This window comes from Pseudomonas wadenswilerensis (assembly GCF_900497695.1).
Lineage (GTDB): Bacteria > Pseudomonadota > Gammaproteobacteria > Pseudomonadales > Pseudomonadaceae > Aquipseudomonas > Aquipseudomonas wadenswilerensis.
The window spans coordinates 50000-64387 of the sequence record NZ_UIDD01000007.1 but is presented as its reverse complement, the minus strand read 5'-3'; the positions used below and the strand labels follow the sequence as shown (position 1 = coordinate 64387).

The 14388-nt window shown below is 63.2% G+C and carries 14 protein-coding genes; 9 read left to right on the top strand and 5 right to left on the bottom strand.

Going from position 1 to position 14388, the window contains the following annotated elements; genetic code table 11:
* The first annotated feature begins 105 nt into the window (after positions 1–105).
* Together CCOS864_RS11510 and rarD are read left to right on the top strand one after the other, a co-directional pair.
* The gene (locus tag CCOS864_RS11510; RefSeq protein WP_115086420.1) at positions 106–1677 is read left to right on the top strand and encodes an EAL domain-containing protein; all 1572 of its coding nucleotides are present in this window, start codon (positions 106–108) and stop codon (positions 1675–1677) included.
* Between the two features lie 61 nt (positions 1678–1738).
* Positions 1739–2626 (top strand): EamA family transporter RarD, encoded by an 888-nt coding sequence (gene rarD / locus CCOS864_RS11505; RefSeq protein ID WP_115086419.1) that lies wholly within the window; start codon positions 1739–1741, stop codon positions 2624–2626.
* Here rarD and CCOS864_RS11500 read toward each other — a convergent pair.
* Positions 2589–4160 carry a TerC family protein gene (locus CCOS864_RS11500; RefSeq protein WP_115086418.1) on the bottom strand — a complete coding sequence of 524 codons (1572 nt, stop codon included), beginning with the start codon at positions 4158–4160 and terminating at the stop codon, positions 2589–2591. The two genes, rarD and CCOS864_RS11500, sit on opposite strands and share 38 nt — an antisense overlap.
* A 311-nt stretch (positions 4161–4471) precedes the next feature.
* Between CCOS864_RS11500 and CCOS864_RS11495 the strand changes: the two genes are divergently transcribed.
* Positions 4472–5059, top strand: a complete 588-nt coding sequence (locus CCOS864_RS11495) for a LysE family translocator (protein ID WP_115086417.1) — start codon at positions 4472–4474, stop codon at positions 5057–5059.
* Here CCOS864_RS11495 and CCOS864_RS11490 read toward each other — a convergent pair.
* The gene (locus CCOS864_RS11490; protein WP_115086416.1) at positions 5048–5833 is read right to left on the bottom strand and encodes a helix-turn-helix transcriptional regulator; all 786 of its coding nucleotides are present in this window, start codon (positions 5831–5833) and stop codon (positions 5048–5050) included. The two genes, CCOS864_RS11495 and CCOS864_RS11490, sit on opposite strands and share 12 nt — an antisense overlap.
* A 5-nt stretch (positions 5834–5838) precedes the next feature.
* Positions 5839–6375 (bottom strand): helix-turn-helix domain-containing protein, encoded by a 537-nt coding sequence (locus tag CCOS864_RS11485; RefSeq protein WP_115086415.1) that lies wholly within the window; start codon positions 6373–6375, stop codon positions 5839–5841.
* Positions 6376–6535: 160 nt separating this feature from the next.
* Here CCOS864_RS11485 and CCOS864_RS11480 point away from each other — a divergent pair, with 160 nt between their 5' ends.
* From CCOS864_RS11480 to CCOS864_RS11470, 3 genes are all read left to right on the top strand, one after another.
* On the top strand, positions 6536–7318 hold the full coding sequence (locus CCOS864_RS11480) for an aldolase (RefSeq protein WP_115086414.1): 783 nt from the start codon (positions 6536–6538) through the stop codon (positions 7316–7318).
* A gap of 36 nt (positions 7319–7354) precedes the next feature.
* Positions 7355–8239, top strand: a complete 885-nt coding sequence (locus CCOS864_RS11475) for a dihydrodipicolinate synthase family protein (RefSeq protein WP_115086413.1) — start codon at positions 7355–7357, stop codon at positions 8237–8239.
* A 163-nt stretch (positions 8240–8402) separates the two neighbouring features.
* Positions 8403–9932 (top strand): catalase, encoded by a 1530-nt coding sequence (locus tag CCOS864_RS11470; protein ID WP_115086412.1) that lies wholly within the window; start codon positions 8403–8405, stop codon positions 9930–9932.
* Here CCOS864_RS11470 and CCOS864_RS11465 read toward each other — a convergent pair.
* Positions 9901–10932, bottom strand: coding sequence for an AraC family transcriptional regulator (locus tag CCOS864_RS11465; RefSeq protein ID WP_115086411.1), 1032 nt, complete (start codon positions 10930–10932; stop codon positions 9901–9903). The genes CCOS864_RS11470 and CCOS864_RS11465 overlap by 32 nt on opposite strands.
* 170 nt (positions 10933–11102) lie before the next feature.
* Between CCOS864_RS11465 and CCOS864_RS11460 the strand changes: the two genes are divergently transcribed.
* Genes CCOS864_RS11460 through CCOS864_RS11450 form a run of 3 tightly spaced genes read left to right on the top strand, consistent with a single transcriptional unit; the run spans position 11103 to position 13755 of the window.
* Positions 11103–12287 carry an acetyl-CoA C-acyltransferase family protein gene (locus tag CCOS864_RS11460; protein ID WP_045198067.1) on the top strand — a complete coding sequence of 395 codons (1185 nt, stop codon included), beginning with the start codon at positions 11103–11105 and terminating at the stop codon, positions 12285–12287.
* A 14-nt stretch (positions 12288–12301) separates the two neighbouring features.
* The gene (locus CCOS864_RS11455; RefSeq protein ID WP_115086410.1) at positions 12302–13150 is read left to right on the top strand and encodes a 3-hydroxybutyryl-CoA dehydrogenase; all 849 of its coding nucleotides are present in this window, start codon (positions 12302–12304) and stop codon (positions 13148–13150) included.
* Positions 13151–13161: 11 nt separating this feature from the next.
* Positions 13162–13755, top strand: coding sequence for a TetR/AcrR family transcriptional regulator (locus tag CCOS864_RS11450; RefSeq protein ID WP_115086409.1), 594 nt, complete (start codon positions 13162–13164; stop codon positions 13753–13755).
* A 1-nt stretch (position 13756) separates the two neighbouring features.
* Here the strand turns inward: CCOS864_RS11450 and CCOS864_RS11445 are convergent, their stop codons facing one another.
* Entirely contained in the window at positions 13757–14383 is a 627-nt protein-coding gene (locus CCOS864_RS11445; protein ID WP_244211907.1) for a DUF2931 family protein, read from the bottom strand.
* Positions 14384–14388: the final 5 nt, after the last annotated feature.

The following is a 14388-nucleotide window of genomic DNA, read 5'->3' as shown; positions in this document are numbered from 1 at the left end:
TGCGTAAACCGATTTGTCCGCACTTAAGTTGACGCCCGACGGCCGACGAACGGCTATCCTAGGCGCACAGCCGTTTTCCTTCTCCGCCAGTACAGGTTAGCCGCCATGCCTTTCACGGTAAAACGCCCCGGACGCTGGACCTTGCGTGCCCTGCTGCCCTGGGCCGTCGGCGCGGTACCGGTGCTGTGCGGCCTGGTGATCATGTTCTGGCAAGCCGAGCGCGAGCTCGAGGCCCGCAGCAGCGCCACCGCACAGCATGTGGTGGCCCAGGTCGAGCTGATCCTGGACAACATCTCCGGCGCGGCGCAATCGCTGCTGCCACTGGCCGGGCTGCCGTGCATGGAAGAAAAACTGGCCCTGCGCGACCAGGTCACCCGCCGCTCCTTCGTGCGCTCCACCAACCTGGTCTACCGCAACGAGCTGTATTGCAGTTCGCTGTTCGGCCCGTACAGCGAACCGGTCAATGCCAGCGACTATGTCGACGGCAAACTCTGGCTGATGAACGGCAACTCGGTGACCCCGGGCCATCCGCTGCTGGTGTATCGGGTCAGCGAAGGCGAGCGCGGCGCCATCAGCACCGTCGATGGCGACCACCTGCTCACCGCCCTGCGCCTGATCGGCCCGCACACCCGGTTGTTGCTGCAGGTGGGCCGTTACTGGATGGGCAAGGACGGCCTGGTGCATGAAGGTATCGCCCCCGCCGCCGCGGTGGCGCCGGTGCGGCTCACCTCCAGCTACTACCCTTTCTCGATCCACAGCGGTTATGAAGCGGGCAAGGTCGGCCAGGTGATGCGCGATGAATACCCTGCCCTGTTCGGCTTGCTGGTGTTTCTCGGGGTGATTGCCGGCGCCGTGTGCCGCTGGATGCTGCGTCGCGCCAGTTCGCCACGGGCCGAGTTGCAGCGGGCCATGGAAGCCAACGAATTTTTGCCGTACTTCCAGCCAGTGGTGCGCAAGGGCGACTATCGCTGGGCCGGCGCCGAAGTGCTGATGCGCTGGCAGCACCCGCGCGAAGGCCTGGTACGCCCCGACCTGTTCATCCCCTACGCCGAGCACAGCGGCCAGATCGTGCCGATGACGCGCATCCTCATGCGCCGCACCGCCGAACTGCTGGCGCCCCATGCGGCGCTGATGGAGGACGGTTTTCATGTCGGCATCAACATCACCGCCGATCATTGCCAGGACCTGGCCCTGTACGACGACTGCCGGGACTTTCTCGCCGCCTTCCCGCCCGGGCGCGTGCTGCTGACCCTGGAACTGACCGAACGCAAGCTGATCGCCCCCAGCGAAGTCACCCAGGACCTGTTCGCCAAGCTGCACGAACTGGGGGTAATGATTGCCATCGACGACTTCGGCACCGGCCAGTCCAGCCTCAGCTACCTGCGCCAGTTCAAGGTCGACTACCTGAAGATCGACCAGAGCTTCGTCGCCCTGATCGGGGTCGATGCCCTGTCATTGCATATTCTCGACAGCATCATCGAACTGTCGGCCAAGCTTGAACTGGGCATCGTCGCAGAAGGCGTCGAAAACGAAACCCAGCGCGATTACCTGGCGCACCACAATGTCGATTTCCAGCAGGGTTACCTGTTCGCCCGGCCCATGCCGATCGAGGGTTTTGTCGCCGCCCTGGCGGCCCAGGCCGAACCCGCGTCGCAGGTGGCGGAGGTTGCCGGTTAGGCCTGCGGCCTGAGATCATCGCGGGTTACCCGCTCTGTTTTCTTCTGCAACCGAGGCATTTGTGTCAAAAGGCATCATTACATCGGTCACGGCGTCGTTCCTGTTTGCCGTGATGTACTACTACACCTCGCTGCTCACCCCGCTCGACGGCGAGGAGGTGTTCGGCTGGCGCATGCTCCTGACCCTGCCGTGCGTCACCCTGTTCATGCTGTTTACCCGCGACTGGCCGCTGGTCACCGGCTTGCTCGCACGGGTGCGGCGCACACCGCTGCTGTTGCTCGGCCTGCTGGGGACTTCGTCGCTGATGGGCGTGCAGCTCTGGCTGTTCCTCTGGGCGCCGTTGCACGGGCGCAGCCTGGAAGTATCGCTGGGCTATTTCCTCTTGCCGCTGACCATGGTTCTGACCGGCCGCCTGATCTATGGAGAACGCCTGTCGCGACTGCAGAAAGTGGCGGTGGCCTGTGCGATCACCGGCGTCGGTCATGAGCTTTACCAACATGGCAGTTTTGCCTGGGAAACCCTGTTGGTGGCCGGTGGCTATCCGTTGTACTTCGTGCTGCGGCGCAAATGTGGCACTGACCATCTTGGCGGGCTGTGGGCCGACATGTGCCTGCTGCTGCCAGCGGCGCTGTACTTTGTCATCCAGGGCCCGCTGTCGGCCCAGGACCTGGCCGAACATCCGGGGTTGTACGGCCTGATTCCACTGCTTGGGGTGATCAGCGCACTGGCGCTGATCTGTTATGTACTGGCCAGCCGCCTGCTGGCCTTCAGCCTGTTCGGCCTGCTCAGCTATGTCGAACCGGTGCTGCTGGTGGCCGTGGCCCTGCTCCTGGGCGAGACCATCGGCCCCGACCAGTGGCTGACTTACCTGCCGATCTGGCTGGCGGTGCTGGTGCTGATCGCTGAAGGCGTCAGGCACCTGCTGCGTCAACGGCGGCGCTCGGTGTAAGGCGCACCTGGCGCACCCGTCTTTCCTCCACCGCGACCACAGTCATCTTCCAGTTGTCCCACACCAGGCTGTCGCCGACCATCGGCAAGCGGTCAAGCAGACTCATGACCAGGCCGGCGAGGGTCTGGTAGTCCTCCGTGGGCTTGGCGGCAAAACCGGTGCGCGCCTGGATCTGGCTGAGGTTCAGGGCGCCGCTGACGACAAAGCCCTGCTCGTCTTCGACGATCCCCGGCCCCTCCACTTCACTGGCATCGGGCAATTCACCGGCGATGGACTCGAGGATATCGGTCATGGTCAGCACCCCGGTGAAATCACCGAACTCGTTGACCACGAAGGCAATGTGCGTCGACTGGCCGCGCATCTGCTCCAGGGCGTTGAGGATGCTGAAACTCTCCAGCAGGTTCAGCGGCGCCCGGGCGAGGCTCTCCAGGTCCGGCTGATTACCGGCCAACAACTCCTTGAGCAGTTCCTTCTTGTGCACGAAGCCCAAGGGTTCTTCGATGCGGCCGTCACGAATCAGCGGCAGGCGCGAGTAGGACGAATGCATCAGCGCGGTACGAATTGCTTCAGCCGGCTGCGCCAGGTCGATGGTATCGACCTTGGCACGTACCGTCATCACGGTCTTGACCGGCCGCTCGGCCAGGTTCAGTACGCCGCTGATCATCACCCGCTCGCGGCGGTCGAACAGCACCTGCTCTTCGCCACCCTCGACCAGATCGGCAATCTCCTCGCCGACGTCGTCGGCCTCGACCCGGCGCCCGCCCAGCAGGCGCATTACCGCGTGGGCGGTGCGTTCGCGCAGCGGACGGTGTTGCTGCAGGCTCCGCTTGCGGCGGGCACGGGCCAGCTGGTTGAACAGCTCGATGAGGATCGAGAAACCGATGGCGGCATACAGGTAGCCTTTCGGAATATGGAAGCCCAGGCCCTCGGCGGTGAGGCTGAAGCCGATCATCATCAAGAAACCCAGGCACAGCATGATCACCGTCGGGTGATTGTTGACGAAACGGGTCAACGGCTTGCTGGCAACGATCATGATGCCGATGGAGAAGATCACGGCGATCATCATGATCGACAATTCTTCGACCATACCCACGGCGGTGATGACCGCGTCCAGGGAGAACACCGCATCAAGCACCACGATCTGCGCGACGATCGGCCAGAACGCGGCGTGACGCACGCTGCCGGTGTTTTGCGCAACGTGGCCTTCCAGGCGCTCGTGCAGTTCCATGGTCGCCTTGAACAACAGGAACACACCACCGAACAGCATGATCAGGTCGCGTCCGGAGAAGCTCTTGTCGAACACCTCGAACAGCGGCGCAGTGAGGGTCACCATCCACGAGATACTGGCCAGCAGGCCCAGGCGCATGATCAGCGCCAGCGACAGGCCGATCACCCGCGCACGGTCGCGCTGATGGGGCGGCAGTTTATCGGCGAGGATGGCGATGAACACCAGGTTATCGATACCCAGTACCAGTTCCAGCACAATCAGCGTGGCAAGGCCCAGCCAGGCCGTGGGGTCGGCTAGCCATTCCATGGGCGATCACTCATGTGCGAGAACGGACGGAAAACGTCACAAAGACGGGAGAATGGCCGGGACGGCCGGGTACTGGGAGGCTCCGAGAACGAAGTCATATCAACCTGAAATCAATTGGGGATGTGATCCTACAATTGCAGCAGGCTTTTCTCACAGCATGAAACTATTTCAAATTCTGTAAATCGCAGGGCAAGCCCGCTCCTGCCGGTGAGCGGTGAGCGTATTGCCTGTGTTGGGTAATTTTCTTCAATACCCGAGGGTTTGCCGAGCCGTAGGCTGTGCCGGTCTCCCCTGTTCTGGATGAACTTCCCATGAGCCTGATGCTATCAATGGCCGCCTTTGCGCTGGCCGCTTCTATCTCACCCGGCCCGGTCAATATCGTCGCCCTTGGCGCCGGTGCCCGCCACGGCCTGCGCGCCAGCCTGCGGCATGTCACCGGAGCAACAGTGGGTTTTACCCTGCTGCTGTTGCTGATTGGCCTCGGCCTGCACCAACTGCTGCGCTACTGGCCGGCCCTGACCCAGATACTGCACTGGGCAGGCGTGCTGTTTTTGCTGTACATGGCCTGGAAACTGGCCTGGGACAATGGCCAACTGGGTTCGGCCAGCCACGAGGCCGCACCTTCGATGCTTGCCGGCGCCACCCTGCAGTGGCTCAACCCGAAAGCCTGGCTGGCCTGCGTGGCCGGGATTGGCGCCTATGTCGGCGATGGCGAAACCCGGCTGTTATGGCAATTCAGCGCTGTCTATTTCGTCATCTGCTATCTGTCGATCGCCACCTGGGCCTGGGCTGGCAGCGTGATCAGTCAGTACCTCAACAATCCGCAGCGCATGCGCCTGTTCAACCGCAGCCTGGCACTGCTGCTGGTGGCCAGCGCCCTGTACCTGCTACTGGGCTGAACGGTAATGCCCCGGCGTCGCCGCCAGGTGGCGTTTGAAGGCGCGCTGCAAATGCGCCTGATCGGCAAAACCGGCCTCCATGGCGACCACGGCGATCTGCCGGCCGCGCCGCAACTGAGCGCGGGCGTATTGCACGCGCTGGTCGAGCAGGTAACCATGGGGCGTCAGGCCAAACTGCTGCTTGAACGCCCGGATCAGGTAGGACGTAGACAGCCCGGCAGCCTGGCTGATGTCCTCCAGGCGCAATGGCTCGGTGCAATGGCCGCGAATGAATGCCGCAGCCGCCAGCAGCCGCTGGTCAGCCTTGGTCGCCGGTTGCTCGCCAGCCCCCAGGTGCTGGCTCAATCCGCGGAAAAACACCCGTAAGGCTGCCTCTTTGCCAGCGGCCGGTTGCTGCTCATCCAGCAGCAGATGGAACAACTGCCGCAGATCGTCGAACAGCGCCGCCAACGTGCTGCTGATCGCCGTTGGCGCTGAGAACCCGAGGGCCTGCAACCAGGACCAGTCGACATACAGCATCAGGTAGGACCAGGGCTCACCGTCGATGGGATTGCAGGTATGCACCACCCCTGGGTTCATCAGCACCACGGTACCGGCGGCCACGTTCTGATGGCTGTCGCCACTGAGGTAGGTACTGCGCCCCGCCGTGATTGCGCCAATCGAAAAACTCTCGTGCGAATGCGCCGCGTAGCAGACCTTGCGGCCATCGGCGACGCTGCGCGCCTCGATGAAAGGCAGCGCCGGGTCACGCCAGAATCGGGAGTTTGCGCGCATTGGCATCAGCCCTCGGCGTCGTGCACCACCACCAGCAACTGGGCCTGTACTTCACCCAGCGAGCGCAGGCGGTGTGGGGTCTGAGCGTTGAAATACAGCGCATCCCCACGTTCGAGGATCACCCGCTCGTTCATGAAGTCGACCTCTACCTGCCCCTCATGGACGAACAGGAACTCCTCGCCCAGGTGCTCCTTGAACGAAGCATCGCTGAACTCGGGCGGCGGGCTGATGATGAAGGGCAACAGGCTGCGGCTGCCGATCTGCTTGGTCAGCACCGTATAACCTGGCCCCGGCCCCGCTACCGCCTGACGTTCGTGGTTGCGCACCAGGCTGTAGCGGGCCTGGCCTGGCTGGTCTTCGGCAAACAGCTCCTCGACATTGACGTTCAAGGCACGCGCCAGCTTCAACGCAGCCGCTATCGACGGGGTGTTCAGCCCGCGCTCGACCTTGGACAGGTAACTCTTGGTCATGCCCGACATCTCAGCCAGCGCATCCAGGGTAATACCCAGTTTTTTTCTCAACAATTTCAATCGGATAGACATGTGACGCGATTTTCCCAATGCCATGGGCAAGTTTTTTCTTGCTAATGACACTTTGTGTCATATAGCCTTGATTGTGTCATGAGATTGACCACCCCGTCACCTTCCAAGCAACCGGGGTGGGCCAGCCGTGACAATCCATCACGCCACCGAGGATAGCCCCATGGCCAAGACAATGGCACTCCCCAAGGACCAACTGATCCAGAAGGCCCTTAAGCAGATGCAAGGCTCGCTTGCCGATAATACGTGGACTGTGCGCGAAAAGCTGGCATTGACCTGCCGGATTCTGTTCGACAACGGCCACGACTCCGGCCTTGCCGGGCAAATCAGCGCCCGCGGTCCGCAACCGGGCACCTTCTACACCCAGCAACTGGGCCTGGGATTCGACGAAATCACTGCCAGCAACCTGTTGCTGGTCAACGAAGACCTGGAAGTGCTCGAAGGACAGGGCATGCCCAACCCGGCCAACCGCTTCCACAGCTGGGTGTACCGCGCGCGGCCGGATGTGAACTGCATCATCCACACCCACCCGACCCACGTCGCCGCCCTGTCGATGCTCGAAGTGCCGCTTGAGGTGTCGCACATGGACCTCTGCCCGCTGTACGACGATTGCGCGTTTCTCGAAGCCTGGCCCGGCGTGCCGGTGGGCAACGAAGAAGGCGAGATCATCAGTGCAGCCCTGGGCGACAAGCGCGCCATCCTGCTCTCGCACCACGGCCAGTTGTCGACCGGCGCCAGCATCGAGGAAGCCTGCGTGATTGCCCAGTTGATCGAGCGCGCCGCCAAGCTGCAACTGCTGGCCATGGCCGCCGGCAGCATCAAGCCGATTGCCCCTGAGCTGGGCCGTGAAGCCCATGACTGGATCTCCCGGCCCAAACGCCACAGCGCTGCCTTTAACTACTATGCGCGCCAGTGCCTGCGGGTGCATGGCGACTGCCTGAACTGATCCGAGCTTTTTTACTTACCTTGCGGAGTAGATTTCATGTCCAAGACTTTTCACGGCATCATCGGCTACACCATCACCCCGTTCAGTGCCGACGGCGAGCAGCTTGACCTCGACGCCCTCGGCCGCTCGATCGACCGCCTGATCGACGGCGGCGTGCATGCCATCGCCCCCCTCGGCAGCACCGGCGAAGGCGCCTACCTGAGCGACCTGGAATGGCAACAGGTGGCCGCGTTCAGCCTGCGCCACATTGCCGGGCGGGTACCGACCATCGTCAGCGTCTCCGACCTGACCACCGCCGGCGCCATTCGCCGTGCGCGCTTTGCCCAGGAACACGGCGCCGATGCGGTGATGGTGCTGCCGGCGGCCTACTGGAAGCTCACCGAAGCGGAGATTTTCGAGCACTACCGAGCGATTGGCGCCAGCATCAAGCTGCCGATCATGCTCTACAACAACCCGGCCACCAGCGGTACCGACATGTCGGTGGAGCTGATCCTGCGCATCGTGCGCGAGGTCGAGAACGTCACCATGGTCAAGGAGAGCACCGGCGACATCCAGCGCATGCACAAGCTGCAGTTGCTCGGCGAGGGCAAGGTACCGTTCTACAACGGTTGCAACCCGTTGGCCCTGGAGGCATTCGTGGCCGGCGCCAGCGGCTGGTGCACCGCCGCACCGAACCTGATCCCCACGCTGAACCAGCAGCTGTACCAGGCCGTGCAGGCCAACGACCTGAACGCGGCCAAGGCGGTGTTCTACCGTCAACTGCCACTGTTGGAGTTCATCCTCAAGGGTGGCCTGCCGGCAACCATCAAGGCCGGGCTGGGCATGACCGGTTTGCCGGTGGGTGAACCGCGGCGGCCGGTATTCGCCCTCGACACTGCAGGCCAGGCGCGCTTGCAGCAGTTGCTCAAGCAAATGCCGTAGCGGCGCTGCAGCAACCCGGCACTGAGGCAGTGTCGGGTCCCCCCCCCCATAGTCGCCAGCCAGTTAGGGAGAAGTCTGACGCCGCGTAATGAAAACCCATCTGGGTACACTGTCCCGTCGTTTCTATCATCGGCTGCTCCCCTTCCATGACAGGACAGTCATCATGAGCACCCGCAGTTTTTCAGGCTACACATTGGGCATACTCGCCTCGGCCGTGCTGATTGCCAGCAGCGCCCTCGCCGCTCCGCTGACCCGCGACAACGGCGCCCCGGTAGGCGACAACCAGAACTCGCAGACTGCCGGCGGCACTGGCCCCGCCCTGCTGCAGGATGTGCAGTTGATCCAGAAGCTTCAGCGCTTCGACCGCGAGCGCATACCTGAGCGTGTCGTTCATGCCCGCGGTACCGGTGCCCATGGCGAGTTCATCGCCTCCAGCGACATTTCCGAGCTGACCCGGGCCAAGGTGTTCACCCCGGGGGAGCGAACCCCGGTGTTCGTGCGCTTCTCTTCGGTGGTGCACGGCCTGCATTCACCAGAAACCCTGCGCGACCCGCGCGGTTTTGCCACCCGTTTTTACACCGCCGATGGCAACTGGGACCTGGTCGGCAACAACTTCCCGACCTTCTTCATCCGCGATGCGATCAAGTTCCCCGACATGGTCCACGCCTTCAAGCCCGACCCGCGCACCAACCTGGGCAACGACGCCCGGCGCTTCGACCTGCTCTCGCATATGCCCGAAGCCACCCGCACCCTGACCCTGCTCTACTCCAACGAAGGCACGCCACTGAGCTACCGGCACATGGACGGCAACAGTGTTCACGCCTACAAGTTCGTCAACAGGGATGGCGAAACCACCTACGTGAAGTTCCGCTGGAAAACCTTGCAAGGTCAGAAGAACCTCAACCCCGGCGAAGTGGCCAAGCTGCAGGGCCATGACTTCAGCCACATGACCACCGACCTGGTCAATTCCATCAACCGCGGCGACCATCCGAAGTGGGACCTGTATATCCAGACCCTCAAGCCCGAGCAACTGGCAGGTTTTGACTTCGATCCGCTGGACCCTACCAAGATCTGGCCAGGGGTTCCTGAGCGCAAAGTCGGGCAGATGGTGCTCAAGCGCAATGTCGGCAACTACTTCCAGGAAACCGAACAGGTGGCGCTGGCGCCTTCGAACCTGATTCCGGGCATCGAGCCCTCGGAAGACCGCCTGCTACAGGGCCGGCTGTTCTCCTATGCCGACACCCAGATGTACCGGGTTGGCGCCAACGCCGCCGGCTTGCCGATCAACCAGCCCAGGGTCAAGGTCAACAACGGCAACCAGGATGGCGCCCTGAACGCGTCGCGCACGGTCGGCGGGGTCAATTACGAGCCCAGCCGCCTGATGCCGCGCCCGTCGACCGAGTCAGCGCGCTACAGCCCGTTGCCCTTGAGCGGCAATACCCAGCAACAGGGCATCGAGCGTCAGCAGAACTTCAGGCAGGCTGGCGAGCTGTTCCGTTCTTACGACAGCAAAAACCGCCGCGACCTGATCAACAGCTTCGGCCAGTCGCTGGCCAGCAGCGATGACGAAAGCAAGCACACCATCCTCTCGTACCTGTACAAGGCCGACCCGGAGTATGGCAAGGGGGTGGCCAAGGTTGCCGGTGGCGACCTGGTCAGGGTCAAGCAACTGGCGGCGCACCTGCAGGACTGAGCATGCGCTGGCGGTAACTGCCGGGGCTCTCGCCGGTCCACTTCTTGAACGCCCGGTGAAACGCACTGGGCTCCTGGAAACCGGTGTGCTCGGCGACTTCGGCAATACTCAGGTGCGTCTGGCGCAGGCATTCGAACGCCATGGCCCGGCGCACCTCGTCCTTGATCTGCTGGTACGAGCGGCCCTCACGCTCCAGTTGGCGGCGAAAGCTGCTGGGGCTCAGGCCCTGGCGTTCGGCCATGGCCAGCAGGGTCGGCCACTGGCCATACTGGCGGGCGCGCAGGTAGCGATACACCTGGGCCACCTGGCCATTCTGGTTGCGGTAGCGAATCACCAGCCATTGCGGGGCGCTGCGCAGGAAGGTCTTAAGCGCCGCCAGGTCCTGGACCACCGGCAAGCGCAGGTAATCGGCAGCAAACTCGATCTCGGTACGGCCACTGCCCAGTTGCACGTTGGCGCCCCACAGCAATGGGTCATCCTCCTGGGCCGGGCGCGTGTCGGCCAGCGCCGTACGGTCGATCACGATGCGTCGCCCGGCCAGCCAGCACAGCAGGCTGATCACCAGGGCGAGGAAGGTTTCTTCGGCGTACACCCGGGTCAGCGGATCTTCGATGCCGGTGCGCAGGCTGATCACTGCGCGCCCGCCCTTGATCGTCAACTGCCCGCGAATATCGCGCAGGAACAGCGCAAAGTTGTTCAGGCACTGGCGCAGGGCCTTTTCCAGGGTCGGCTCCTGGATCAGCCCCCGGCAGATCAGGGCAAAGCTGCCCTGGGGCATGCCATGGCTGTCGAGGTTGAAGAACTCGTCGTTCAATGCTTCGATCAGCAGCAACCACAGTCGTGCAAACGCCGGTGCCGGTACGCGCGCAACGGACGATTCCAAGACCGCCTGATCGATACCGGCCTCGGCCAGCAACGCGGCCGCCCGCTCAGGCTGGGCGCGCAAAGCATGGAGCATGGTACGAACGAAATAAACGGCGACTGTATCGTTTTCCCGCATGGCGGTTTCCGCAAGGGTGTGGCAAAAAATACCAGTGTCACTGGACAGTTATGGCATAGGCCCGCGCGCAGGCTTTGCCTAGACTCAAAGCCAACCTGAAGGTGGCTGTGGGCAGCATTCTGGCAGACGCCGGCCCTGCCCCGCCACGCTTTCGCACACTGGAGTCGCTCATGAATACCCCGGACATCTATGTAGTCAGCGCCGTACGCTCGGCCATTGGCAGCTTCGGCGGCGCCCTCAAGGACCTGCCCCTGGCGGACCTGGCCAGCAGCGTGACCCGCGCCGCCATCGAACGCGCAGGCGTGGCGCCTGAGCAGATCGGCCATGTGGTCATGGGCAACGTAATCCCTACCGAGGCGCGCGACGCCTACCTGGCGCGGGTCGCGGCAATGAATGCCGGCATCCCCAAGGAGACCCCGGCATTCAACGTCAACCGCCTGTGCGGCTCGGGCCTGCAGGCCATCGTTTCGGCGGCGCAAAGCCTGCTGCTGGGCGACGCTGAAGCAGTCGTCGCCGCGGGCGCCGAATCCATGAGCCGCGGCCCTTACCTGCTGCCGCAAGCCCGCTGGGGCGCGCGCATGGGTGATCTGCAGGGTATCGACTACATGCTCGGCATCCTCCACGACCCCTTCGCCGGCTTCCATATGGGTATCACTGCCGAGAACGTTGCCGAACGCAATGGCATCACCCGGCAGATGCAGGACGAACTGGCCCTGACCAGCCAGCGCCGCGCTGCCCGCGCCATCGCCGAGGGCCGCTTCGCCAGCCAGATCGTGCCGATCGAGATTCCCAGCCGCAAAGGCCCGGTACGCTTCGAAGTCGATGAGCACGTGCGTGGCGAGGTGACTGCCGAGCAACTGGCCGGCATGAAGGCTGTATTCAAGAAAGACGGCACGGTCACCGCCGGCAACGCCAGCGGCCTGAACGACGGCGCCGGTGCCCTGGTGCTGGCCACCGGTGACTTCGTCAAACGCCATAACCTGCAGCCCTTGGCCCGCCTGGTGGCCTACGCGCACGCTGGCGTCGAGCCGGAGCTGATGGGCCTGGGCCCGGTACCGGCGACCCGCAAGGTACTCGACAAGGCCGGCCTGAGCGTTGCCGACCTCGACGTGATCGAGTCCAACGAAGCCTTCGCCGCGCAAGCCTGCGCCGTCGCCGGTGAACTGGGCTTCGACCCGGAAAAGGTCAACCCCAACGGTTCGGGCATTTCCCTCGGCCACCCGGTCGGCGCCACCGGGGCGATCATCGCCACCAAGGCCATTCATGAACTGCAGCGCATCCAGGGCCGTTACGCCCTGGCAACCATGTGCATCGGCGGTGGCCAGGGTATCGCCATCGTCTTCGAACGCGTCTGAGCAAGGAGTACAAGGTGAGTATTGAGAATATTGCGGTGATCGGCGCTGGCACCATGGGCAACGGCATTGCCCAGGTGTGTGCGGTGGCCGGTTACCAGGTGACCCTGATCGATGTCTCCGACGCCGCCCTCGAGCGTGGTGTAGCCACCCTGCGCAAGAACCTCGAGCGTCAGGTCAGCAAGCAGACCCTGGCCGCTGAAGATGCCGAGGCCGCCGTGGCGCGCATCCGCACCAGCACCGACTACGCGCAACTGCAACAGGCCGAGCTGGTGATCGAGGCTGCCACCGAGAACCTCGACCTGAAGCTGCGCATCCTCAAGCAGATCGCCGCCAGCGTCAGCGACCAGTGCGTGATTGCCACCAACACTTCGTCGCTGTCGATCACCCAGTTGGGCGCGGCGGTCAGCCAGCCTGAGCGCTTCATTGGCGTGCACTTCTTCAACCCGGTGCCGATGATGGCCCTGGTCGAGATCATCCGCGGCCTGCAAACCAATGATGCCACCTACGCCAAGGCCCTGGCCCTGACCGAAAAGGTCGGCAAGACGCCGATCAGCGCCGGCAACCGCCCGGGCTTTGTGGTCAACCGCATTCTGGTGCCGATGATCAACGAAGCGATCTTCGTGCTCCAGGAAGGCCTGGCCAGCGCCGAAGACATCGACACCGGCATGCGCCTGGGCTGCAACCAGCCGATCGGCCCGCTGGCCCTGGCCGACCTGATCGGCCTGGACACCCTGCTGGCGATCATCGAGGCCTTCCACGAAGGCTACAACGACAGCAAATATCGCCCTGCTCCGCTGCTCAAGGAAATGGTTGCCGCCGGCTACCTGGGGCGCAAGAGCGGTCGCGGTTTCTTCACCTACTAGGGAGCCCTGCCATGGACGCCGCTTTGCGCTGTGCGAACTTTGAAGAGCGGCGTGACAAGGCCCTGGAACTGTTCGCCGAGAAGGGTTTCGGCCAGGTCAGCATGCGTGAACTGGCCGCCCACCTGGGGCTGACGGCAGGCTCCTTGTACCACCACTTTCCGAGCAAGCAGCACTTGCTGTTCGATCTGATCGAGGAGTTGTTCGAGGAGCTGCTGGCGACCCTTAACCCGGGGCGGCGCAGCCAGCAGCAGACCCTGGGCGAAGTGATTGCCGCCCACTGGAGCTTGCATGCTGAGCGGCCGTTGCAGTTTCGACTGGCCGAGCGTGACCTGTGTTGTTTGAGTATCGAGCAACAGGCGCGCATCGGCCAACTGCGTCACCAGTATGAAGGCGCCCTGCTGCGTCTGCTGGTGCCCAAGGCAACCCTGCGCGGCAAGGCATTGCAAGCCACCGCCCATGTCATCGCCAACCTGCTCAACAGCCTGCCCGGCTGGCTGCAAACCTCACAACTGCCCCAGGCCCAGGGCCTGGCGCTAATGGAAAGCATGCTCCTGGGCGGGATCGAGCGAACCCTGCGCGGTGAAAGCCTGAACTCGATGGCCTGAGTCACCAGGCGCCGTAGGGGATGCCATGGGTGTCGATGTAGGTTTGGGACTCGGGTTCCAGTGGTGGGTAGCCGCTGCTGGAGCGGCCTAGATCCGGGCCCAACGGCACAATTCGGCCGACCGTTCGGGTGACCTTGATGCGGTCCAGGCAAACACCCCGTAGCCAGGTTTGGGCGATGCCGCCGGGGGCCAGGCCGATGGTGACATACGTACGGTGATTAACAATGACTCGATCATCCAATCGACAGTAGGCGCGTACAGGTTCCAACATGCTCTGGCGCGTTGCCTCGGGAATCTCAATGACGACTTCGTAGGTCTGTGCTTCGGCTAATGATTGCCAGCGCACGTAGATCAATTTGGGCAAATCACTGCCCGATACGTATTTTCCCGACCCAAATCCCGTACGGGTTGACCAGCCATCCTCAGGCTTGAATGTAAAATCCATCCTGGCGTTCCCGCCCATGACTCGTCTAAACCCTCGATCCTTGATATCCAGTACATCGGCAGTTTCAATCCATACAGCCATATGGGTAGGCGCCACAAAACCCAAATACCACGCATCATAAGGCAGCCCAGCGCCACCTTGACCTGCACAACCTGCCAGCAGCAGAGCGGTGTGCAGCAGCATGACTC

Coding starts and splice junctions, on each gene's coding strand:
- CCOS864_RS11510 (WP_115086420.1), top strand. CDS start 106: ATGCCTTTCACGGTAAAACGCCCCGGACGCTGGACCTTGCGTGCCCTG.
- CCOS864_RS11500 (WP_115086418.1), bottom strand. CDS start 4,160: ATGGAATGGCTAGCCGACCCCACGGCCTGGCTGGGCCTTGCCACGCTG.
- CCOS864_RS11495 (WP_115086417.1), top strand. CDS start 4,472: ATGAGCCTGATGCTATCAATGGCCGCCTTTGCGCTGGCCGCTTCTATC.
- CCOS864_RS11490 (WP_115086416.1), bottom strand. CDS start 5,833: ATGCGCGCAAACTCCCGATTCTGGCGTGACCCGGCGCTGCCTTTCATC.
- CCOS864_RS11485 (WP_115086415.1), bottom strand. CDS start 6,375: ATGTCTATCCGATTGAAATTGTTGAGAAAAAAACTGGGTATTACCCTG.
- CCOS864_RS11480 (WP_115086414.1), top strand. CDS start 6,536: ATGGCCAAGACAATGGCACTCCCCAAGGACCAACTGATCCAGAAGGCC.
- CCOS864_RS11475 (WP_115086413.1), top strand. CDS start 7,355: ATGTCCAAGACTTTTCACGGCATCATCGGCTACACCATCACCCCGTTC.
- CCOS864_RS11470 (WP_115086412.1), top strand. CDS start 8,403: ATGAGCACCCGCAGTTTTTCAGGCTACACATTGGGCATACTCGCCTCG.
- CCOS864_RS11465 (WP_115086411.1), bottom strand. CDS start 10,932: ATGCGGGAAAACGATACAGTCGCCGTTTATTTCGTTCGTACCATGCTC.
- CCOS864_RS11460 (WP_045198067.1), top strand. CDS start 11,103: ATGAATACCCCGGACATCTATGTAGTCAGCGCCGTACGCTCGGCCATT.
- CCOS864_RS11450 (WP_115086409.1), top strand. CDS start 13,162: ATGGACGCCGCTTTGCGCTGTGCGAACTTTGAAGAGCGGCGTGACAAG.
- CCOS864_RS11445 (WP_244211907.1), bottom strand. CDS start 14,383: ATGCTGCTGCACACCGCTCTGCTGCTGGCAGGTTGTGCAGGTCAAGGT.